Raw genomic sequence first — 21,479 nt, 5'->3', positions numbered from 1 at the left:
AGCTCCGATGTCTGGCAGAATTATACCTATCTAACCTGCGGTTTCCCTTGTCTCATGCCTGCCATCACCACCGATCTGCCTGCCCTCGCCCAATCGATCAAAGACTGGGGCCGCGAGCTGGGCTTTCAGCAAGTCGGCATCAGCGGCCTGGACCTGGCCGAGCATGAACAGCACCTGCAACGCTGGCTCGACGCGGGTTACCACGGCGAGATGGACTACATGGGCGCCCATGGCAGCAAACGCTCCCATCCGGATGAGCTGGTGCCCGGCACCTTGCGCGTGGTGTCGCTGCGCATGGATTACCTGCCCGGCGACACACAGATGGCGCAACTGCTGGCCAAGCCGGAAAAAGCCTATATCTCGCGCTACGCCCTGGGCCGCGACTACCACAAGCTGATCCGCAAGCGCGTGCAGCAACTGGCCGACCGTATCCAGGCGCAAATCGGCCCCTTCGGCTTCCGCGCCTTCGTCGACAGCGCACCCGTGCTTGAGAAAGCCATCGCCGAAAAAGCCGGGCTGGGCTGGATCGGCAAGAACACCCTGGTGCTCAATCGCAAGGCCGGCAGCTACTTCTTCCTCAGCGAGCTGTTTGTCGACCTGCCGCTGCCGATCGACGCACCTCATAGCACTGAACATTGCGGGCGCTGCACCGCCTGCCTGGACATCTGCCCCACCAATGCCTTTGTCGGCCCCTACGTGCTGGACGCCCGTCGCTGCATTTCCTACCTGACCATCGAGCTCAAGACCGCAATCCCCGAAGACCTGCGCCCGTTGATCGGCAACCGCGTGTTCGGTTGTGATGACTGTCAGATCGTTTGCCCGTGGAATCGTTTCGCCCGCGCCACGGCCGAAGTCGACTTCAAGCCACGCCACAACCTGGATAACGCCGAACTGGCCGAGTTGTTTATGTGGGATGAGGATAAATTCCTCAGCAGCACCGAAGGTTCACCCCTGCGTCGCGCCGGCTATGAGCGTTGGTTGCGCAACCTGGCGGTAGGCCTGGGCAACGCACCGTCGAGCATTCCGGTGCTGGAAGCCTTGAAGGCGCGGCGCGAATATCCCTCCGAACTGGTGCGCGAACATGTGGAATGGGCGCTGAACCAGCACGCCAACCGCTAATGCACGTCGTCGTTGTAGACGAACTTGGGCATTTCCCAATGGAAACGGATCGCCAGCAAGCGCAGTAGAAAGCCGCTGAACAGCGTCAGCAGGATCGACTGCTCACTGGGCAGTTCCAGATACAGGCACAGCATGTAGAACCAGGCGGCCAGGAACGACACGCTGGCGTACAGCTCACGGCGGAAGATCAGCGGGATATCGTTGCAGAAGATATCCCGCAGGATGCCACCGAAAACGCCGGTGATCACGCCGCTGACCGAGGCCACCAGCATGCCGTGGCCCATCTCCAGGGCGGTCATGCAACCGATCAGGGTGAAGGCCACCAGGCCCAGGGCGTCCAATGCCAGGAACAACGAACGCAGGCGGCGCATCAGCGGGGCGATAAAGATCGTCACCAGCGCGGCGACGGAGGTCAGCACCAGGTATTCCGGGTGCTTGACCCAAGTCAGCGGGTAATGCCCCAGCAACACATCGCGCACCGAACCACCACCCAGTGCCGTCACGCAGGCGATCAGCACGACGCCAAACCAGTCCATGCCCCGCCGCCCAGCCGACAGCGCACCGGTCATGGCTTCGGCAGTGATGGCGATGAGGTAGAGCATCAGCAGCATGAGGGCGATCCTTGCAAAACTGTGGCGAGCGGGCTAGCCCCGCGTTGGGCTGCGCAGCAGCCCCAAAGCCGGCAATGATATCTGTTTGGAGAGGTGTGTTGGCAGTATTAGGGCTGCTTCGCAGCCCAACGCGGGGCTAGCCCGCTCGCCACAAAAAACCGGCTCACCCTTGAAGGAATTCAAGCCTTGATGAAATGCTTGCGGTAATGCTGCAACTCGGCAATCGACTCGCGAATATCATCCAGCGCCAGGTGCGTGCTGCCTTTGTGGAAGCTGTCCTTCACTTCCGGCGCCCAGCGCGCCGCCAGCTCTTTAAGCGTGGACACATCCAGGTTGCGGTAGTGGAAGTAGCTTTCCAGCGCTTTCATATGCGTATAAAGGAAGCGGCGATCCTGGCAGATGCTGTTGCCGCAGATCGGCGACTTGCCCCTGGGCACCCATTTTTCCAGGAAGGCGATGGTTTCGGCTTCGGCTTCGGCCATGCTGATGCGGCTGTCACGCACGCGCTGGGTCAGGCCGGAGTTACCGTGGGTGCGGGTGTTCCACTCGTCCATGGTGGCGAGTACGGCATCGCTGTGGTGGATGGCGATCACCGGACCTTCGGCCAAGGTGTTGAGGTTGCTGTCGGTGACAATGGTCGCCATCTCGATGATGACGTCGGTGTCGGGGTTCAGACCGGTCATTTCCAGATCGATCCAAATCAGGTTCTGTGGGTTTTGCATGGGTTGATTCTCTTGGCACCTTGGCGTAGCTGCGCAGTTTAGCAGGCGGGGCCGTGCTAGACTCGCGACCGTTTTACCCAACCTTTGCATTATCGACACGGAACACCAATGGCCAAACGCCAGCTCAACCGTCGCCAAAACTGGCGCATCGAAAAGATTCAGGGCGAACGCGCCGCGCGCGCCGCCAAACGTGAATCCTCCGCCGTGGAAGCGCTCGAGGGAGGCGACCTCGGCCCTGAACAAACAGGCCTGGTGATCGCGCACTTCGGCGTGCAGGTCGAAGTCGAGGCGCTCGAAGGCGAACTCGCCGGCCAGGTGTTCCGCTGCCACTTGCGCGCCAACCTGCCGGCGCTGGTCACTGGTGACCGGGTTGTGTGGCGTGCTGGCAACCAGGGTATCGGCGTAATCGTCGCCCAACTGCCGCGCACCACCGAACTGCGCCGCCCCGATAGCCGCGGCCAGCTCAAGCCGGTCGCGGCCAACGTCGACATGATCGTGATCGTGTTCGCGCCGCTGCCCGAGCCCCATGCCAACCTGATCGACCGCTACCTGGTGGCGGCCGAACACGCCGGCATCCGCCCGCTGTTGCTGCTGAACAAATTCGACCTGATCGACGAGCAGAATGCCCCGGCACTCAACGCCCTGCTGGCGGTCTATCGTACCCTGGGTTACCCGGTGCTGGAGGTTTCGGCGCATCACGGTAATGGCATGGAACAGCTGCAACAGCAGCTGGACGGGCGCATCAGCGTGTTTGTGGGCCAGTCCGGCGTGGGTAAGTCCTCGCTGGTCAACAGCCTGCTGCCGGAAGTCGACACCCGCGTAGGTCCGCTGTCGGAACTGTCCGGCCAGGGCACCCACACCACCACCACCGCGCGGTTATTCCACTTCCCCGGCGGCGGCGAACTGATCGACTCCCCCGGCATCCGCGAATTCGGCCTCGGCCACGTCAGCCGCAGTGATGTGGAAGCGGGCTTCATCGAGTTCAACGACCTGATCGGCACCTGCCGCTTCCGCGACTGCAAACACGACCGCGAACCGGGCTGTGCGTTGCTCAAGGCGCTTGAGGATGGGCGCGTGCAGCAGCAGCGGATGAACAGCTATCGATCGATTATTGCGAGCTTGCCGGAGAGCAGTTACTAAAACCGCCCTGCCTTGATACACATAAAGCACGGCACAGCATGGCCTGGTCCATTGATTTAACGGGGTCTGGCATTAAGAATTCAGGACAACTGGGCGGCCCACCGACACGAGCCAGCCTGAATTCGGAATTCCTGCTGCGCATAATTGCTCCGTCACCAGCGCAAGCTGGCAGGAGTCTGGATCCTCTTCGGGGCTGATCCAGCGGCGCAGATGGGGCGAAGCAAGCTCCATAGAAAGACGCGAGCCACAGGGCGGGAGTACTTCGTACCGCGCCTGTGCACCGATGACATGCGAGGCGTGATCAAAGGCGTCAAAGCCTACCTCCCGCTATGACTGCAAAAGAAAACGCCCCGATCAGTATCGGGGCGTTTTCATGAGTGAAGCAGCTTCGGCAGCTTAAGAACCCGTCTTGGGCACCGTAGGATCCTTCACCCCACCGTCATCAAACAGGTTCAGCTTCTGGCGCAACTCATGCGCCGGCAACGGCTCCTGCCCTGGCGGAATCGCGTTCGGGTCGGCCGGTACTTCACCCGGTGCGCCGGCCCCCGGAGTAGGTTGCGGCGCTGGCGGCTGGTCACCTTCAATCGCACGCTGGGCCTTTTTGGTCAGCACCACGATGTCGATCCGGCGGTTGACCGGGTTGAACGGGTCTTGATGATCAAACAGCTGCGACGAAGCAAAACCCACCACCCGCGCCACCTGCGCATCCGGATAGCTGCCGGCCACCAGCGCACGGCGTGCGGCGTTGGCGCGGTTGGCCGAGAGTTCCCAGTTGCCGAAATCCCCCTGGCCCGCGTAAGGCTTGGCGTCGGTGTGGCCGCTGATGCTGATTTTGTTGGGTACCGCTTTGATGGTATCGGCCATGGCCAGCAGGATGTCTTCGAAGTACGGCTTCAAGCGTGCGCTGCCGGAGTCGAACATCGGCCGGTTGGCGGCGTCGGTGATCTGGATGCGCAGGCCTTCAGGCGTGATTTCGAAGGAGATCTGGTCCTTGAACTTCAGCAGTTGCGGGTTTTCCTCGACCTTGTTCTGCAGCTCCTGCAGCAACAGCTCAAGGCGCTCCTGCTCGACCTGTTCGGCCATCGACTCGACAGTATCGCGCTCGATCGGGATTTTTTCCTGAGGCGCTTCAGTCTTGACTTCGGGGTTGATGGTGCGCTCAGGCGCCAACTGCGGCGAACCGCCCAGGTCGATCACAAAGGGCGTGCCGCTTTCCGAAAAGCCAATCGGGTCCTTGAAGTAACCGGCAATGGCGATCTTCTGTTCGGGCGTGGCGGTGGACATCAGCCAAAGCACCAGGAAGAACGCCATCATCGCCGTCGCAAAGTCGGCGAAGGCGATTTTCCAGGCGCCACCATGGTGCCCCGCAGCGAAGCGCTTGACGCGCTTGATGATTATCGGCTGGTTGTTTTCCATGGCTTAGCGACCGCGAACCGCTTGTTCCAGCTCGGCGAAGCTTGGGCGATGCTTGGGGTAAAGCACTTTGCGACCGAACTCCACCGCCAGCGACGGTGGCATGCCGGAAGCGGAAGCAACCAGGCTGGCCTTGATCGATTCGTACAGGTTCACTTCTTCCTTGGCGTCATGGGCCAGGGAAGTCGCCAGCGGGCCGAAGAAACCATAGGCCGCCAGAATACCGAAGAAGGTACCGACCAGCGCTGCACCCACGTGCATGCCAATAGCGGCCTGGTCGCCCTCACCCAGGGACGCCATGGTCACCACGATACCGAGTACCGCCGCGACGATACCGAAACCCGGCATACCATCGGCGATGCCGGTCACAGCGTGGGAGGGGTGCTCCAGCTCTTCTTTAAGGCTGAACAATTCCATGTCGAACAGGCCTTCCAGCTCATGGGGGGCCATGTTGCCGGAGGACATGATGCGCAGGTAGTCACAGATGTAGGCGGTCATGCGCTCGTCTTTGAGCACGGCCGGGTACTTGGCGAAAATCGGGCTGGCGGCAGCGTCTTCGATATCGGCTTCGATGGCCATCATGCCTTCACGGCGGCTCTTGTTGAGGATCTCGTAGACCAGGCCCAACACCTCCAGGTAGAAGGTATGGGTAAAGCGTGAACCGAACATGCCCAGCGACTTCTTGATCACGTGCATGGTCATGTAGCCGGGGTTGGCCTGCAGGAATGCACCCAGCGCCGCACCGCCGATGATCATCACCTCGAAAGGCTGGATCAGCGCAGCGATTTTACCGTGGGACAGGACGTACCCGCCGAGCACGCTTGCGAAGACGACGATGATGCCGATAATTTTAGCCATAGGAGATGAGTACTTGCGCCGTCGGGTTCATGGACATATTGGGTGTAGCAGAAAACTCTTGTTCTACTTATCGGCAAAACTGCGCCAGACTATAGCCCGTTAAGGCGAAAAGCCAGTTCGGCCCGCTCCGGGCGTGTAGACCGCAAGTGATGATCGCGCCCCAATCATGGCTAATGAAACGACAGTCCCAACTGCAAAACCCAACTCTCTCGCCGCTTGGATCAAGCGCCTGGACGAAGTGCTGCTGCCCGTTCCCCAGGCCAGTCACGACCGTGTGTGCAAAGGCATCCGCGATAACCGCAGTTCATTGCGGGATATTGCCGAACTGATGCAAAGCAGCCCGGCCCTGGTGCTCAGCGTGATGCGCGAGGCCAACAGCCACACCCATGGCAGCCTGGCGGAACCGGCGGAAAACCTGGAAGTGGCGCTCAACCGCCTGGGCCTCAAGCGCGCCGAAGAACTGCTGGCACGCCTGCCCTCGGTGCCGGCCAACGAGATCCCCGTGGCGTTGCGCCAACTGTTGCTGGTCAGCCAGCACGCGTCGCAGCAGGCCAACGGTCTGTTCGGCAGCCGCCTGGCGCGGCTGTGGCAAGACATCCACTGGGGCAGCCTGTTGTTCCTGTCGCCACTGTGGCCGATGGCGGTGGCCTACCCCAAGCTTCTGGAGGAGTGGGAGCTGCGGGTTATCCACAAGGGCCAATCAGCCCGCACGGTCGAGCAGGAACTGTTCGGCGTACGCCTGCTGGACCTTTGCGTCGGCCTGACCGAAGCCTGGCACCTGCCGATCTGGGTGTCCCAGGGCTATAAGTTGCTGATGAGCGAGCAGCGCCTGCTGGTCAAGGCCCTGCATATCGCTCGTGAAGACGACCCGCTGCGCCATCAGCAATTGCTCGACGCTGAACCCAATCTGCGGCGCTGGCTGAACCAGCCGGCCAATACCGTGTTGCTGGCCAACGGCCTGGCGATGTCGGCCCAGGAGTCCTGGACCTGCCCGCACACCGAACGCTGGCAGTTGCTCACAGCACTGTACCTGCAACAACCGTTGGATGAGGTGCAGCAACTGGTCCACCAACAAGCCGTCACCAGTGCCCGTACCACCCTGATGCCCGACCTCTGGCACCCGGCGCTATCGCTGATCTGGCCGTGGCATGTGGCGAAGATCCATCGCGGCCTGCTGCCGGCGCCACCGCCCACCGCCGAGGCCCTGGCCGTGTGGCGCAAGCGCTGCACTGAACTCTTGGTGGAACCGAGCCGCTTTGCCAACGCGATGCACCTGACCACCTGCGCCAAGGAGGCCTTGGTCGCCAGCGGCATGCAACGGGTCATGCTGTTGATGGCCGATCGCGCCATGAGCACCTTGCGCGTGCACCAGGTCGATGGCCTGCCCAAGGACGCCGCCAACCTGAGCCTGGACGTGGTCAACAGCACCTTGCTGCAACGTCTGCTGGAAAAGTCCGCCCAGGTGCGCCTCAACCCCGAAAACCATGCCCAGTTCTCAGCCTTGCTGCCGCCGATCCTGCGCCGCCTGTTCACCGGCGAACACCTGCTGCTGCGTTCCCTGAGCTGCAATGGCAAGGTGGTGATGCTGATGGTGGCCGACCAGGGTGGGGGGCCGTTCTCGGAAACCACCGTGCAGGCCTTCGGCAAAACCGCCCAATGCATCGAAAAAGCCCTGCACTGCTTTACCAACCGCAGCGCCTGATGCTTGCGCTACAATCGCCCTCTTTTATCGCCAACATTTGTGCCCAGGAGACCTCACATGCCTGACTTCTCTGGCTTGCCGCTGGTGATCGAGTCCAGCGACCTGATTGGTCGCCTCGGTGCCGAACACCTGATTCTGGTGGACCTCACCAGCGCTGCCCGCTACGCCGAAGGGCATATCCCCGGCGCGCATTTCGTTGACCCCAAGCGCACCCAACTGGGCCAGCCGCCGGCGCCCGGCCTGCTGCCCAGCAAGGCGGACCTGGAAAAACTGTTCGGCGAACTGGGCCACACCCCGGATGCAACCTACGTGGTCTATGACGACGAAGGCGGCGGCTGGGCCGGGCGCTTTATCTGGATGCTCGACGTGATCGGCCACCAGAAATACCACTACCTGGATGGCGGCCTGCTGGCCTGGCTGGAAGAACACCACCCGGTCTCCACCGACGTGCCCGCGCCTGTCGGTGGCCCGGTCAGCCTCACGCTGCACGAAGGCCCCACCGCCACGCGTGAATACCTGCAAAGCCGCCTGGGTGCTGCCGACCTGGGCATCTGGGATGCTCGCGGGCCGCTGGAATACTCCGGCGAGAAGGTCCTCGCTGCCAAAGGCGGGCATATCCCCGGCGCGGTCAACTTCGAATGGACCGCGGGTATGGACAAGGCACGCAACCTGCGTATCCGCCGTGACATGCCGCAGATTCTCGAAGACCTCGGATTGACCAAAGATAAAGAAATCATCACTCACTGCCAGACTCACCACCGCTCTGGCTTCACCTACCTGGTGGCCAAGGCGCTCGGTTATCCGCGAGTCAAAGGTTATGCCGGTTCCTGGGGCGAATGGGGCAACCACCCCGACACCCCCGTCGAGATTTAAGGTTTAAGGACAGTTATGAAAAAGCAGTTGTTTATCCTCAGCCAATACTTGCTGCCGCACCACTTGCTGTCGCGCCTGGCAGGTTGTGTCGCCGAGTGCCGCGTGCGCTGGTTCAAGAATGCCTTCACCGCCTGGTTTGCCAAGCGCTATCAAGTGGACATGTCCCAGGCCCTGGTTGAAGACCTGAGCGCCTACGAGCACTTCAACGCCTTCTTCACCCGCGCCCTGAAAGACGGCGCCCGCCCGCTGGATCAAACCCCAGGCGCGGTGCTGAGCCCTGCCGATGGCGCGGTCAGCCAACTGGGCCCGATCGAACATGGCCGCGTATTCCAGGCCAAGGGCCACAGCTTCAGCGTGCTGGAACTGCTGGGTGGCGATGCGGCCGTAGCTGCACCGTTCATGGGCGGCGACTTCGCCACCATCTACCTCTCGCCGAAGGACTACCACCGCGTGCACATGCCGTTGGCCGGCACGCTGCGCGAGATGGTCTACATTCCTGGACGCATCTTTTCGGTCAACCAGACCACCGCTGAAAACGTACCCGAGTTGTTCGCACGTAACGAGCGCGTTGCCTGCATCTTCGACACCGAACGCGGCCCGATGGCCGTGGTATTGGTGGGCGCGATGATTGTGGCGTCGATTGAAACCGTATGGGCCGGCTTGGTGACACCGCCAAAGCGCGAGCTGAAAACCTTCCGCTACGACGAAGCTGCACGTGCGCCGATCCACCTGGAAAAAGGTGCCGAGCTGGGGCGCTTCAAGCTGGGATCGACGGCGATTGTGCTGTTCGGGCCGGATCAGGTGAAGTGGGCTGAAGAATTGGCGGCGGGTACGCCAGTGCAGATGGGCCAGGGTATTGCACTGCCAAAAGCCTGATTTGAATTCAGTACAGAGCAAATGTGGGAGGGGGCTTGCCCCCTCCCACATTTGCTCTGTATTCCTACTGTGAGATCGAGTTACAGCTGACCGTCGCGATCGCGAAAGCCCAGCAGGTACAACACACCGTCCAGCCCCAGCGTCGAAATCGCCTGCTTGGCCGATTGCTTTACCAACGGCTTGGCCCGGAACGCCACACCCAACCCGGCAATCGCCAGCATCGGCAAGTCATTCGCCCCGTCGCCGACTGCAATGGTCTGCTCCAGACGCAACCCTTCCTTGTGAGCCAATTCCTTGAGCAGATCCGCTTTGCGCTGCGCGTCGACAATCGGCTCCACCGCCACGCCGGTCACCTTGCCATCCACCACTTCCAGCTCGTTGGCGAACACATAGTCGATACCCAGCCTGGCCTGCAATTGCTTGGCGAAGTAGGTGAAGCCGCCGGACAGAATGGCGGTCTTGTAGCCCAGGCGCTTGAGTTCGGCGAACAGGGTTTCGGCGCCCTCGGTCAGGCGCAGGGAAGCGCCGATGGAGTCCAGCACGCTCACGTCCAGGCCCTTGAGCAGCGCCAGGCGTTCCTTGAAGCTGGCGCGGAAGTCGAGTTCACCGGCCATGGCGCGCTCGGTGATTTGCGACACCTGCTCGCCAACACCCGCGGCCTTGGCCAGCTCGTCGATGACCTCAGCCTCGATGAGAGTCGAGTCCATGTCGAACACTGCCAGGCGGCGGTTGCGGCGGAAAAGCGAGTCCTCCTGGAAGGCGATATCGACGTTCAGCTCCTGGGCCACGCTGAGGAACTCGGCACGCAGGGCTTGCGGGTCGGCCGGTTCACCGCGCACGGAGAACTCGATGCAGCCCTTGCCCTTGTCGGCCGGCGTGTCCAATGGCATACGACCCGACAAACGGTCGATATGGTCGATATTCAGGCCATATTGCGCGGTGATGGAGCTGACGCGCTGCAGTTGCTCGGCGGTGACCTTGCGGGTCAGCAGCGTCACGATGTGGCGTTTCTTGCCCTGGCCGGCAACCCATTGCCGGTAATCCTCTTCGGACACCGGAGTGAAACGCACCTGTTGGTCCAGCTTGTAGGCCGTAAACAGGATGTCCTTGAGCACCGAAGACGCCTGCTCGGTGCTCGGAATCTCGACCAGGATGCCGAACGACAGGGTGTCGTGGATCACCGCCTGGCCGATGTCGAGAATGTTCACACCACCCTGGGCCAGAACGCCGGTAATGGCTGCGGTCAGACCCGGGCGGTCTTCCCCAGTGATGTTAATCAGGACAATTTCGCGCAAGGCGCACCCCCAGGCTGGAAAAAAACCGCATTCTACCCACTTTCAGTGACCATCGGGCACAGCCAGCGCTTTGCCGGTCATGGGGCTGTCGCTATACTGCGCGTCAACTTCACGGACCAAGAGCCGAGCGCAAGTGAACCGGCCCACGCCAGTAAAAACCGATAACTTCTTCCTGCTGATCTTCCGGGCACTGCGCCACCGCCGTGTACCGATCGCATTACGCATCGCCAGCCATAACGTGATCCTGGTCGCCCTGGCCCTGGTGATCTACGCCTGCGTGATGGGATTGCAGTTCAAGCAGGCCATGCACGAACAAGCCGACGCCCTGGGCGAGAGCCTGACGACCCAGACCGCCACCTCGGCGACTGAGTTGCTGGTGTCCAACGACATCCTCAGCCTCAACGTACTGCTCAACAACCTGACCAAGAACCCGCTGGTGGCCCACGCCGCCATCTACAGCGTGGACAACCGGATCATGGCCGAAGCCGGGCAACGCCCGAAAAACGGCCTGCTGGGTGAAGCCGAAGGCCTGTATTCGAGCAATATTACGTTTCAGGATGTGAAGGCCGGCCAACTGCGCATCAGCCTCGACATGCAGCAATTCCAGCAGCCGATGACCATCAGCCTGCAAAGCATGGGCATTCTCAGCGCGATCCTGCTGGCCCTGGCCCTGGCTCTGAGCCTGCGCCTGGGACGGCATATCTCTACGCCCTTGATGCAACTGCGCATCTGGCTGCGGGACATCGACGAACATACTCCGGCCACTGATCGCCAGGACGAAATAGGCGACCTCGCTCGCCAGCTGCACGCCAGCTTCGCCCCGGAACCGGTGGTGCGCGAGATTGAGCCCGAGCCTGAGTTCGACGATGAGCCTGAGTTTGAAGTGGAAGACGCCCCGGTCGCAGGCCTCAAACCTGCCACTCGCCAGGCGTTCAAAGCCGAAGAGGACGAGCTGGACGACGAAGACCCGTTCGCCGATCTGCGCGACACCTCGGCCAGCGCCCCGGCCGTCGCCGCCAAACCGGCTCCGGTAAAGAGTGCAGAACCCCAGTACAGCGCCGTTCTGGCGGTGCAACTGGGAGCACAGGATCAACTCCGTCGCCTGCCACGCGCACGCCTGACCGAGTTGCTGGAACGCTACCGTGACTGCCTCGACCAGGCCGCTTCGCTGTACCAGAGCGAATTGCACACCCTGAACGATGGCAGCACGCTGATGCTGTTCCACAGTGAAGACAGCGGTGAAGACTACCTGACCAACGCCATCTGCTGCGGCGAGTTGCTGCGCGCGCTGGGTCATGAATTGCAGATCGAAGTGGCGGACAGCGGCATTACCCTGCAACTGCAGCTTGGCCTGACAGTGGGCGACGATCTGTTCGGCATAAGTCAGATCGACCTGCTGCTCACCGAAATCGCCCAGGACGCCCTGGCCCTGTCCCAACACAGCCGCAACCTGCTGCTGGTGGAGCGCAAGATCAGTGAAGACACGCTGATCCGCCAACGCGCGCGTATCCGCCCGATTGCCAGCCCTGAAGGGGCCAGTTGTGTGGAGCGATTGATGGAGCCGTATCCGTCGATGCTGGAGCGGCAGTTGGCGCGGATGCATGAAACCCGCGCCAAATAAAACGGTAGGACTCATGTGGGAGGGGGCTTGCCCCCGATAGCCGAGTATCAGTTAACACATCATTAACTGAACTACCGCTATCGGGGGCAAGCCCCCTCCCACATTGGGTCCGCAGCCTGGCTCAAATTGCGCACAAACAAAAAGGCCCGCTGATTCAGCGGGCCTTTTTGTTTGTCTGCGATTCAGGTCAGAACCTGAACACTTCCATATCCGTACGGATCGGCGTAGCCATCGGCATCTTCGGCTTCTGCGGCTCTGCCGGCCTGGCCTGCGCCGGCGCGCTTTGCTTGCGCGGCGCTTCGGCAATCGGCGGTTGGTTGGCCAATGGCTTGAGCGCCACCGACAACTGCTGCGCCAAATGCTGCAACAACACGCCCTGGGCCTGGACCTGGGACGCAGTGGAACCGGTGTGCTGTTCCTGCAAGTGCACGATACGGTTATCACGCACCTGCCCACGACGGTCGATCAAGCGCCATTGCGCATCGAGGATGGCCGGTTGCGACGTGCCGGAGTCAAGCCGGGTAATGGTCAGCAACACCTGTACATCAGGCGTGAACCCGGAGGGCCCTGGTGCCAGGACCACCCGCTGGCTGTCCAACTGACCCGCCACCTGGCGCAACATCAACTGATTGATATCAGAGGACAAACTCCCCGCCCAACGGCCATCGGTGGAACCTTGCAGGCTTCCATCGTTCTGACGTTGCAGGAGGGTTTCGCGTTGCAGGTAGTCGGCTACGACCACCGGGCCGAGCAGGACGGCCATGCCGGCGGACTGTGCAGGTTGAGCCGGACTTCCGCTGTCCAGCTGGTACAGCGACACCGGTTGGTGTGTGCTGCAACCCGCCAGCCCCAAAAGGCCAGCGAGCATGAAAATAAAAGGAAGGCGTGGAGCAGTCATCATCCCATCCAGGTGGCTGCCACAAGGCGAACCACAATGTAATACTAAAAATAACCTAAATACGCTCGGCCACGCCGGCGCTGGAAAGGCCATATCATCCGTGAATATGCGCCATGACTCCAGCGCCAAAGCATCGATCTACGCGTTAAATCGTAGATCGAGAGCTCTAAAACGCGTTAAACCGGCGCTTCTACCAGCAAGGCATCCACTCGCTGGAAGCCTCGAGGCAGTTTGTTACCACGCCGACCACGTTCGCCCTTGTAATGTTCAAGGTCGTCAGGGCGTAGCGACAGCGTACGCTTGCCGGCCTGGAGCACCAGGGTCGCGCCTTCCGGGATCACCGCGATGTCGGTCACGTACTCTTCGCGACTGGCCACCCGCTCGCCGGGAATACCGATGATCTTGTTGCCTTTACCTTTGCCCAACTGCGGCAGGTCGCTGACCTTGAACACCAGCAAACGCCCTTCGGTGGTCACCGACGCCAGCCAGTTGCTCTCACGATCATCCACCGGCCGCGGCAGGATCACCTTGGCGTTGTTGGGCAAGCTCAGCAACGCCTTGCCCGCCTTGTTCTTGGCCTGCAGGTCTTCACCCTTGACCACGAAACCGTAACCCGCGTCGGATGCGATCACATACAGCGCATCGTCGTCCGGCAGCAGCACACATTCGAAATTCGCCCCTGGCGGCGGCGTCAGACGCCCGGTCAACGGCTCGCCCTGTCCCCGTGCGGATGGCAAGGTGTGAGCCGGCACCGAATAACTGCGCCCGGTGGAATCGATAAACACCGCAAACTGGTTGGAACGCCCGGCCGCAGCGGTCTTGAACCCGTCACCGGCCTTGTACGACAGACCAGTGGCGTCAATATCATGCCCCTTGGCGGATCGAACCCAACCCTTTTCCGACAGAACGACAGTAATTTTCTCGTTTGGCAGCAGCTCGGTTTCTGTCAGGGCTTTCGCCTCGGCACGCTGCACAATTGGCGAACGACGGTCGTCACCGTAGGTTTCGGCGTCTTTGATCAGCTCGCTGCGCACCAGTTTCTTCAGCTTGGCCTCACTGCCCAGCAGGGCTTGCAGCTTAGCTTGCTCCTTGAGCAGCGCGTCCTGTTCGTCGCGCAGCTTCATCTCTTCCAGTCGCGCCAATTGACGCAAGCGGGTGTCGAGGATGTAGTCAGCCTGGATCTCGCTCAGCTCGAAACGCGCAATCAACTCGGCTTTCGGGTGCTCGGCGGTACGGATGATGTGGATCACTTCATCCAGGTTGAGGTAGGCAATCAGCAAGCCGTCCAACAGGTGCAGGCGGCGCTCGACCTTGTCGAGGCGGAACTGCAGGCGGCGACGCACGGTCTGCACCCGGAATTCCAGCCACTCCACCAGCAGGTTGCGCAGGTTCTTCAACTGCGGCTTGCCGTCCAGGCCGATGATGTTGACGTTGACCCGGTAACTGGACTCCAGGTCCGTGCTGGCGAACAGATGCTGCATCAACACTTCGTGGTCGACCCGGCTGTTGGTCGGGATGATCACGATGCGGCATGGGTTCTCGTGGTCGGACTCGTCACGCAGGTCGGCCACCTGCGGCAGTTTCGACGGTTTGGCCTGCATCAGCGCGGCGATCTGCTCCAGCACCTTGGCGCCCGACACCTGGTGCGGCAGTGCGGTGACGATAATGTCGCCATCCTCGATGTGGTAAACGGCGCGCATGCGCACCGAGCCCTTGCCGGTTTCGTACATTTTCAGCAGGTCGGCGCGCGGTGTGATGATTTCCGCTTCGGTCGGATAGTCCGGGCCCTGGATGTGCTCGCAGAGCTGTTCAACCGTGGCTTTGGGCTCATCCAGCAAACGCACGCAGGCCGTGGCGACCTCACGCAGGTTGTGCGGCGGTACGTCAGTGGCCATCCCCACCGCAATGCCGGTGGTGCCATTGAGCAGGATATTCGGCAAACGTGCCGGTAACACCAGTGGCTCGTCGAGCGTGCCGTCGAAGTTGGGGCCCCAGTCGGCGGTGCCCTGCCCCAGTTCGCTCAGCAAGACTTCCGAGTAACGCGACAGGCGCGCTTCGGTGTATCGCATGGCAGCGAAGGACTTGGGATCATCCGGCGCACCCCAGTTACCCTGGCCGTCCACCAGCGTGTAGCGATAGCTGAACGGTTGGGCCATCAGCACCATGGCTTCGTAGCACGCCGAGTCGCCGTGGGGATGGAACTTACCGAGTACGTCACCGACGGTACGTGCCGATTTCTTGTGCTTGGAATCAGCGTCCAGGCCCAACTCACTCATGGCGTAGATGATGCGCCGTTGTACGGGCTTCAGGCCGTCGCCGATATGCGGCAAGGCACGGTCCATGATCACGTACATGGAGTAGTTGAGGTAGGCATTTTCGGTGAAGTCAGCCAGCGACCGGCGTTCTACGCCGTCTAAGCTGTCTGCGAGGATGTCACTCATGCGGGCCTCATCATGCTTGGGTATGGCGCAGCGGAAATGCCACGGCACCGGGTCAATTCAAAAAAGTGTTGGCTCATGGCTTGGCGCTCCAGCCACCGACAGGGGCGGCAAAACGATAGACCATGGGGCGTTTTTCACCATCGGCACGTGGGCCGAAATTGTTGTCCAGACCGATCCAGGCGCCATCGGCGTCCACCACCAACGCTTCGGCCAGGCCGTAGGGCTGATCGTATCGGCGTTGCGGCGTGAGCATCTCGGAAGCAAATGACCAGCATTGCTCGACAGCCCCCGTGACGGCATCGCGGCGGCACAGCTGGTATTGGCTGCTTTCGAGCGTGAACAACTTGCCCTGAAACAGCGCCACATCCGAAAAATTCCTGGCGACCGCCTTGGCCTTGGGCACCTGGGCAGGCTGCATCTCGGTGCCCGCCTCACTCAATAACACGCACGGGCCATCGCAGTCCCACAGGCTTTGCGGACGCTTGATGGAAATCAGGCCACGCCGTTCACGCTCAGCCGCCAGCCAGATCTGATTGCCTTCAGGGTTGATCGCCAGGCCTTCAAACAATGCATTGAAGTGCAGCAACAGGCCGCTGGCCCGGGCCTCACGCACCATGCCCGGCGCGATCCTCAACCAGTCCGGCGCCCCCGTTACCGGCACTTGCAGCACCGCCGCATGGGCTTCGCTGACAATGTAGCGGTTACCGGCGGCATCGCAGGTGATACCTTCAAAATCCAGGTCACCACCGCGAATGAGCGAGGCTGCCTTGGTGCGCGAACGCAACCCCCAGGGCAAGCCGGACTCGGGCACCGGCGGCACGTCGATATTCACGGTTTCGGCCTTCCAAGTCGTCTCGCTTGTATCCAGGCGGTAGATCTGGTCGTCATCACGATCGGAAACCGTCCACAACTCGTTACCGCACAACGCCAGGCCCGACAGGTTGCCGCCGCGCATGCCGTCTACCGGGTGTTCGGACACCAGCTTTAGCTCGGCCGCAGGCGCGGCAGCCACCTGGGCGGCCGCCAAACTGCTCAACATCAGGATCGCCAGGGCGAAACCTGTGCGCATCAGCCCAGAACCTCGGCCAGGTTGCCTTTGGATTCCAGCCAGGACTTGCGGTCCGGCGCGCGTTTCTTCGCCAGCAGCATGTCCATCATTTCCGAGGTGGCGGCGAAATCGTCGCCCAGCGTCAACTGCACCAGGCGCCGGGTGTTCGGGTCCATGGTGGTTTCGCGCAGTTGCGGCGGGTTCATTTCACCCAGGCCTTTGAATCGCGTGACCTGTGGCTTGCCGCGCTTCTTCTCGGCCACCAGGCGGTCGAGGATGCCATCGCGCTCGGCTTCATCCAGGGCATAGTAAATCTCTTTGCCCAGGTCGATACGGTACAGCGGCGGCATGGCGACGTAGACGTGGCCGGCATCCACCAGCGGGCGGAAGTGCTGGACGAACAGCGCGCACAACAGCGTGGCGATGTGCAGGCCGTCGGAGTCGGCGTCGGCGAGGATGCAGATCTTGCCGTAGCGCAACTGGCTCATGTCCGCCGCGCCCGGGTCTACCCCAATGGCCACGGCGATGTTGTGCACTTCCTGGCTGGCCAGGACTTCGCTGCCATCGACTTCCCAGGTGTTGAGGATCTTGCCGCGCAACGGCAGGATCGCCTGGAACTCCTTGTCCCGCGCTTGCTTGGCGGAACCGCCGGCGGAGTCACCTTCCACGAGGAACAGCTCGGAGCGCATCGGGTCCTGCCCGGCGCAATCGGCCAGTTTGCCGGGCAATGCCGGGCCCTGGGTGATGCGTTTGCGCTCGACCTTCTTGCTGGCCTTCAAGCGACGGCCGGCGTTGTTGATTGCCAGCTCAGCCAGGGCCAGGCCCAGTTCAGGGTGCTCATTGAGCCACAGGCTGAACGCATCCTTGACCACCCCAGAGACAAACGCCGCCGCTTCACGGGACGACAGGCGCTCTTTGGTCTGGCCGGAGAATTGCGGCTCCTGCATCTTCATCGACAGCACGAACGCAATGCGCTCCCACACGTCTTCCGGCGCCAGCTTCACCCCGCGTGGCAGCAGGCTGCGGTATTCGCAGAATTCGCGCATGGCATCGAGCAGGCCCTGGCGCAAGCCGTTGACGTGAGTGCCGCCCTGGGCCGTGGGGATCAGGTTGACGTAGCTTTCCTGCACGCTATCGCCGCCCTCGGGCAACCACAACAGCGCCCAGTCCACGGCTTCTTTATTACCGGCCAGGCTGCCGCAGAACGGCTCGTTGGGCAGGCGCTCGAAGTCGCTGACGGAGTCTTCCAGGTACGAACGCAGGCCGTCTTCGTAATGCCACTCGACCTTCTCGCCGGTGCCTTTGTCTTCAAAGGTCACCAGCAGGCCCGGGCACAGCACGGCCTTGGCCTTGAGCACATGCTTGAGGCGGCTGATGGAGAATTTCGGCGAATCGAAGTATTTCGGGTCCGGCGCGAAGTACACGCTGGTGCCGGTGTTGCGCTTGCCAACAGTGCCGATCACTTCCAGGTCGGTGGCTTTGTAGCCATCGGCAAAGGTCATCTGGTACTCGTTGCCGTCGCGCTTGACCTTGACCCGCACCAGCGTGGACAGGGCGTTGACCACGGAAATACCCACACCGTGCAGGCCACCGGAGAACTGGTAGTTCTTGTTGGAGAACTTGCCACCCGCGTGGAGCTTGGTGAGGATCAGCTCGACGCCCGGCACTCCCTCTTCCGGGTGGATGTCCACCGGCATGCCGCGACCATCGTCGGACACTTCCAGGGAGTGGTCAGCGTGGAGAATGACATGCACCGACTTGGCGTGCCCGGCCAAGGCTTCGTCGACGCTGTTGTCGATGACTTCCTGGGCAAGGTGGTTCGGCCGACTGGTGTCGGTGTACATGCCGGGGCGTTTGCGCACCGGGTCGAGGCCCGAGAGGACTTCGATGGCGTCGGCGTTATAAGAGCTAGCGCTGGGAGTGGCCATGGGGTCTCGTCGTGAGTCGTTCGATTAAAAAATGACCTGCGACTTTACAGTGCAGCAAAGTCGAAGGATTGATACTGATCTGCGCCAATACCGGCAAAGCTCAAGATCGCCGGTAATTGCCGGGCGAAACCCTGGTAACCATGGTCGCCGCCGGCCTGGATGCGCAAGGCACAGGCCCGGTAATACTGCTGGGCGAGGCGATAATCCAGGGTTTCATCCCCGGTCTGCAACCACACCTGATACCGCGCGGCGTCCTGGGGCGCCGGCACTTCCAGTTCGGCCAGGGCCGTCACGTGGTCGTGGGTCAGCTCCCAGGTTTCATCGGTGTAGAGGTTCTTCTGGGTGCCCAGGTAACCGTCGAACATCCGATGGGGGCTGACCGCCGGGTTCACCAGCAATGCCTTGAGGCCATGGCGTTCGGCAAGATGGGTTGCATAGTAGCCGCCGAGTGAGCTGCCGACCAGCAGTGGCCGACCCAGTTCGGCAATCGCGGCTTCCAGTTGAGGAATCGCCTGACGGGGATGGTGATGCAGGGCCGGTACACGCAGTTGCCCGGCCAGGCCAAGGTTGTCCATCACGGTGATCAGCTGGCTGGCCTTGTTGGACGCCGGCGCGCTGTTGAAACCGTGGATATACAGGATCGAAGCGGACATGCCGGGCTCTCCATGACTCAGCCAAAGAGGCGCAGTTTACAGGGATCGAAGCCGTGTGTGATGACCTCAGCCCTCAATACACCGAAGATACAATGTGGGAGGGGGCTTGCCCCCGATAGCGGAGTGTCAGGCACTGTTAGATGTGACTGATCCACCGCCATCGGGGGCAAGCGCGCTCCCACAGTCAATAGCCGTTGCTGCCGTAGTCCACGGTAAATTCGAAGCCCTGGACACGCTCCACCCCGGTCTCCAACCGTCCGTCGGCGTGCAGGCGCAGCCAGCGGTAGCCCGGTGCCTGTTCACTGACCTTGAAATCCTCGCTACCCGGCGCGAACTGGATGCAGGTGGACGGCGACGCCAGCAGGCGCACGCCGTTGCGCTCGTGGTCGATTTCCTGGTGCACATGCCCCCACAGTACCGCCCTCACCTGCGGGAAACGGTCGAGCACCGCAAACAGGGCCTCCGGGTTGCGCAGGCCAATGGGTTCCATCCAGGCGCAACCAATGGACACCGGATGATGGTGGAAGCACACCAGATGGTGACGGTTCGGCGCTTCGCTCAGGGCCTGGGCGAGCAGTTGCAACTGGCTGTCCTGCAAGTAACCGGGCACAGAGCCGGGTACGGCGGAGTCCAGCAGGGTGACACGCCAATGGCCGATATCGACCACCGGTTCCAGCAAGTCGCTGTGCACGGCGGCGTGGGCCATGATCTGCGGCTCGTCGTGATTGCCAGGAATCCAGCGCGTCGGGGCGCCAATGAGCGCAGTCATATCGCGAAACTGCTGATAAGACTCCAGCGTGCCGTCCTGGGAAATATCCCCCGTAGCCAATAGCAGGTCGATCCGGGGCTGCTGCGCACGCACCAGCTCGATCACCCTTTGCAGGCTGTCACGGGTGTTCATGCCCAACAGCGTGCCATCGGCCTCGGCAAACAGGTGGCTGTCGGACAGTTGCACCAGCAAGGCCGGTGCATCGGGGCTCACGGTGGATACGCTCGGCAAGGCGCTCTCCCAAGGCAATCACAGGAATGGACGTTTGGCGTGATTATGCTGGGGCAGGACACAAAGAGGAAACCCAGGAAGCGGACGCAGTTCACATCTACCGAACGGCTTCGAACTCATGGCCCAGGGCCAGGCAGTGACTCAACCATTCACCGAGGAACACATTCAGTTGTGCTTTCTCGTCGGGCTGGTGCATGAACACGTTGGGGTAAGGATAGATGCTGCGAAAGCGCCGCGCATGTTCGGCGCTGATCACTTCGGCCATGCGTGCGTCGTGGTACACCTGCACTTCCAGCTGCGGCACCGGCAGCCAAGGCAGGCTGTGTTCCTGGCGCACGCGCAGGGTGGTGGTGTACGGGCAGTTGACGATCACTTCCAAGGCCAGCACGCCGAGCATCTGGTCGCCATGGGTCACGCCGATACGCCGCGCCTCGGGGGCGTGGCGCATGTCGGGGAGCAGGCGCATCAGCCGCGCATAGTTGGCCTCGCAGGCGGCTTGCAGCCCGATCAGGTCGACTCGATAACGTTCCCGTGCCTTTACTGCCATAACCCCCTCACTTCCGCGCGATTAAGCGCAAGCCACTGCAGGGCGATAATGCTGGCTGCGTTGGAAATTTTGCCGTCGCGCACCGCTTGCAGGGCATCTTCGAAGGCCCACACGGTGACGCGGATATCTTCAGCTTCTTCTTCCAATCCATGGACGCCCCCCGCACCCGAGCTGTCGCAACGGCCCAGGTACAAGTGGACAAATTCGGTACTGCCACCGGGCGACGGGAAATATTTGGTGATCGGCCACAGCGCGGAGAATGTCAGCCCAGCTTCCTCCTCGGCTTCGCGGTGTGCAACCTCCTCCGGCTCTTCATCCTTGTCGATCAGGCCGGCGACCATCTCTACCAGCCACGGGTTGTCGGTACGCCCCATGGCGCCGACGCGGAACTGCTCGATCAGCACCACTTCATCACGCTGCGGGTCGTAGGGCAGCACGCACACGGCATCATGACGAACAAAGACTTCGCGGTTGATCACCCGGCTCATGCCGCCATCGAACTTCTCGTGGCGCAGTTGCACGCGATCAAGCTTGTAGAAGCCCTGGTAGGCATTGTCGCGCTGAACAATCTCGATTGTGCTCGGCGTCGATTTTGCAAAATCCGTCATATCCCTTCCTCGTTGAGCCTGCGCAATTGGCGCCATCCTAACGCGCTCATGCCTCTGGATGCAGCCCCTTTCCAGTTGCCGGGATAGACGGCGGGCGTCAAACACACTCTAATCAGCTTAGTGGCG

The 21,479-nt window shown here is 61.7% G+C and carries 19 protein-coding genes; 6 read left to right on the top strand and 13 right to left on the bottom strand.

What is annotated here, in order from left to right; all coding sequences use genetic code 11:
* The first annotated feature begins 54 nt into the window (after nucleotides 1-54).
* Entirely contained in the window at nucleotides 55-1,119 is a 1,065-nt protein-coding gene (gene queG, locus LUU92_RS02715; RefSeq protein WP_071491682.1) for a tRNA epoxyqueuosine(34) reductase QueG, read from the top strand.
* Here queG and LUU92_RS02710 read toward each other — a convergent pair.
* Together LUU92_RS02710 and orn are read right to left on the bottom strand one after the other, a co-directional pair.
* Nucleotides 1,116-1,730 carry a trimeric intracellular cation channel family protein gene (locus LUU92_RS02710; RefSeq protein ID WP_058423469.1) on the bottom strand — a complete coding sequence of 205 codons (615 nt, stop codon included), beginning with the start codon at nucleotides 1,728-1,730 and terminating at the stop codon, nucleotides 1,116-1,118. The two genes, queG and LUU92_RS02710, sit on opposite strands and share 4 nt — an antisense overlap.
* A gap of 179 nt (nucleotides 1,731-1,909) precedes the next feature.
* Nucleotides 1,910-2,452, bottom strand: coding sequence for an oligoribonuclease (gene orn / locus LUU92_RS02705; protein ID WP_071491683.1), 543 nt, complete (start codon nucleotides 2,450-2,452; stop codon nucleotides 1,910-1,912).
* 108 nt (nucleotides 2,453-2,560) lie between these two features.
* Here orn and rsgA point away from each other — a divergent pair, with 108 nt between their 5' ends.
* Nucleotides 2,561-3,592: a small ribosomal subunit biogenesis GTPase RsgA gene (rsgA, locus tag LUU92_RS02700; RefSeq protein ID WP_071491684.1), complete on the top strand. Its 1,032-nt coding sequence runs from the start codon at nucleotides 2,561-2,563 to the stop codon at nucleotides 3,590-3,592.
* A gap of 396 nt (nucleotides 3,593-3,988) precedes the next feature.
* Here rsgA and motB read toward each other — a convergent pair whose 3' ends face one another.
* Entirely contained in the window at nucleotides 3,989-5,008 is a 1,020-nt protein-coding gene (gene motB, locus LUU92_RS02695; protein WP_071491685.1) for a flagellar motor protein MotB, read from the bottom strand.
* A 3-nt stretch (nucleotides 5,009-5,011) separates the two neighbouring features.
* Complete coding sequence (gene motA / locus LUU92_RS02690; RefSeq protein ID WP_058423471.1) at nucleotides 5,012-5,863, bottom strand: flagellar motor stator protein MotA; 852 nt, start codon at nucleotides 5,861-5,863, stop codon at nucleotides 5,012-5,014.
* A 166-nt stretch (nucleotides 5,864-6,029) separates the two neighbouring features.
* Here motA and LUU92_RS02685 point away from each other — a divergent pair, with 166 nt between their 5' ends.
* Genes LUU92_RS02685 through asd form a run of 3 tightly spaced genes read left to right on the top strand, consistent with a single transcriptional unit; the run spans nucleotide 6,030 to nucleotide 9,314 of the window.
* Nucleotides 6,030-7,565, top strand: coding sequence for an HDOD domain-containing protein (locus LUU92_RS02685; RefSeq protein ID WP_071491686.1), 1,536 nt, complete (start codon nucleotides 6,030-6,032; stop codon nucleotides 7,563-7,565).
* Between the two features lie 57 nt (nucleotides 7,566-7,622).
* Nucleotides 7,623-8,438, top strand: coding sequence for a rhodanese-like domain-containing protein (locus tag LUU92_RS02680; protein WP_071491687.1), 816 nt, complete (start codon nucleotides 7,623-7,625; stop codon nucleotides 8,436-8,438).
* Nucleotides 8,439-8,453: 15 nt separating this feature from the next.
* Nucleotides 8,454-9,314, top strand: coding sequence for an archaetidylserine decarboxylase (gene asd, locus LUU92_RS02675; RefSeq protein WP_071491688.1), 861 nt, complete (start codon nucleotides 8,454-8,456; stop codon nucleotides 9,312-9,314).
* Nucleotides 9,315-9,394: 80 nt separating this feature from the next.
* On the opposite strand, the gene serB is transcribed toward asd, so the two are convergent.
* Complete coding sequence (gene serB / locus LUU92_RS02670; RefSeq protein ID WP_071491689.1) at nucleotides 9,395-10,609, bottom strand: phosphoserine phosphatase SerB; 1,215 nt, start codon at nucleotides 10,607-10,609, stop codon at nucleotides 9,395-9,397.
* Nucleotides 10,610-10,742: 133 nt separating this feature from the next.
* Here serB and LUU92_RS02665 point away from each other — a divergent pair, with 133 nt between their 5' ends.
* A complete protein-coding gene (locus tag LUU92_RS02665) occupies nucleotides 10,743-12,230 on the top strand; it encodes an AhpA/YtjB family protein (RefSeq protein WP_071491690.1) in 1,488 nt (495 codons plus the stop codon).
* Between the two features lie 187 nt (nucleotides 12,231-12,417).
* Here the strand turns inward: LUU92_RS02665 and LUU92_RS02660 are convergent, their stop codons facing one another.
* From LUU92_RS02660 to LUU92_RS02625, 8 genes are all read right to left on the bottom strand, one after another.
* The gene (locus LUU92_RS02660) at nucleotides 12,418-13,128 is read right to left on the bottom strand and encodes a PqiC family protein (protein WP_071491691.1); all 711 of its coding nucleotides are present in this window, start codon (nucleotides 13,126-13,128) and stop codon (nucleotides 12,418-12,420) included.
* Between the two features lie 176 nt (nucleotides 13,129-13,304).
* A complete protein-coding gene (gene parC / locus LUU92_RS02655) occupies nucleotides 13,305-15,569 on the bottom strand; it encodes a DNA topoisomerase IV subunit A (RefSeq protein WP_257103125.1) in 2,265 nt (754 codons plus the stop codon).
* Between the two features lie 73 nt (nucleotides 15,570-15,642).
* Nucleotides 15,643-16,638: an esterase-like activity of phytase family protein gene (locus LUU92_RS02650; protein ID WP_071491692.1), complete on the bottom strand. Its 996-nt coding sequence runs from the start codon at nucleotides 16,636-16,638 to the stop codon at nucleotides 15,643-15,645.
* Nucleotides 16,638-18,545 (bottom strand): DNA topoisomerase IV subunit B, encoded by a 1,908-nt coding sequence (gene parE, locus LUU92_RS02645; protein WP_071491693.1) that lies wholly within the window; start codon nucleotides 18,543-18,545, stop codon nucleotides 16,638-16,640. The genes LUU92_RS02650 and parE overlap by 1 nt, the downstream gene beginning before the upstream one ends.
* 44 nt (nucleotides 18,546-18,589) lie before the next feature.
* A complete protein-coding gene (locus tag LUU92_RS02640; RefSeq protein ID WP_071491694.1) occupies nucleotides 18,590-19,198 on the bottom strand; it encodes a YqiA/YcfP family alpha/beta fold hydrolase in 609 nt (202 codons plus the stop codon).
* A 184-nt stretch (nucleotides 19,199-19,382) separates the two neighbouring features.
* Complete coding sequence (gene cpdA / locus LUU92_RS02635; protein WP_222540863.1) at nucleotides 19,383-20,198, bottom strand: 3',5'-cyclic-AMP phosphodiesterase; 816 nt, start codon at nucleotides 20,196-20,198, stop codon at nucleotides 19,383-19,385.
* Nucleotides 20,199-20,295: 97 nt separating this feature from the next.
* Entirely contained in the window at nucleotides 20,296-20,745 is a 450-nt protein-coding gene (locus LUU92_RS02630) for a DUF1249 domain-containing protein (RefSeq protein WP_012721893.1), read from the bottom strand.
* On the bottom strand, nucleotides 20,736-21,353 hold the full coding sequence (locus LUU92_RS02625) for an NUDIX domain-containing protein (RefSeq protein ID WP_058423483.1): 618 nt from the start codon (nucleotides 21,351-21,353) through the stop codon (nucleotides 20,736-20,738). Before LUU92_RS02625 ends, LUU92_RS02630 begins: the two co-directional genes overlap by 10 nt.
* Nucleotides 21,354-21,479: the final 126 nt, after the last annotated feature.

This window comes from Pseudomonas extremorientalis (assembly GCF_024584605.1).
Lineage (GTDB): Bacteria > Pseudomonadota > Gammaproteobacteria > Pseudomonadales > Pseudomonadaceae > Aquipseudomonas > Aquipseudomonas extremorientalis.
The sequence above is the reverse complement of the archived record's forward strand: the minus strand, read 5'-3'. Positions and strand labels throughout refer to the sequence as shown.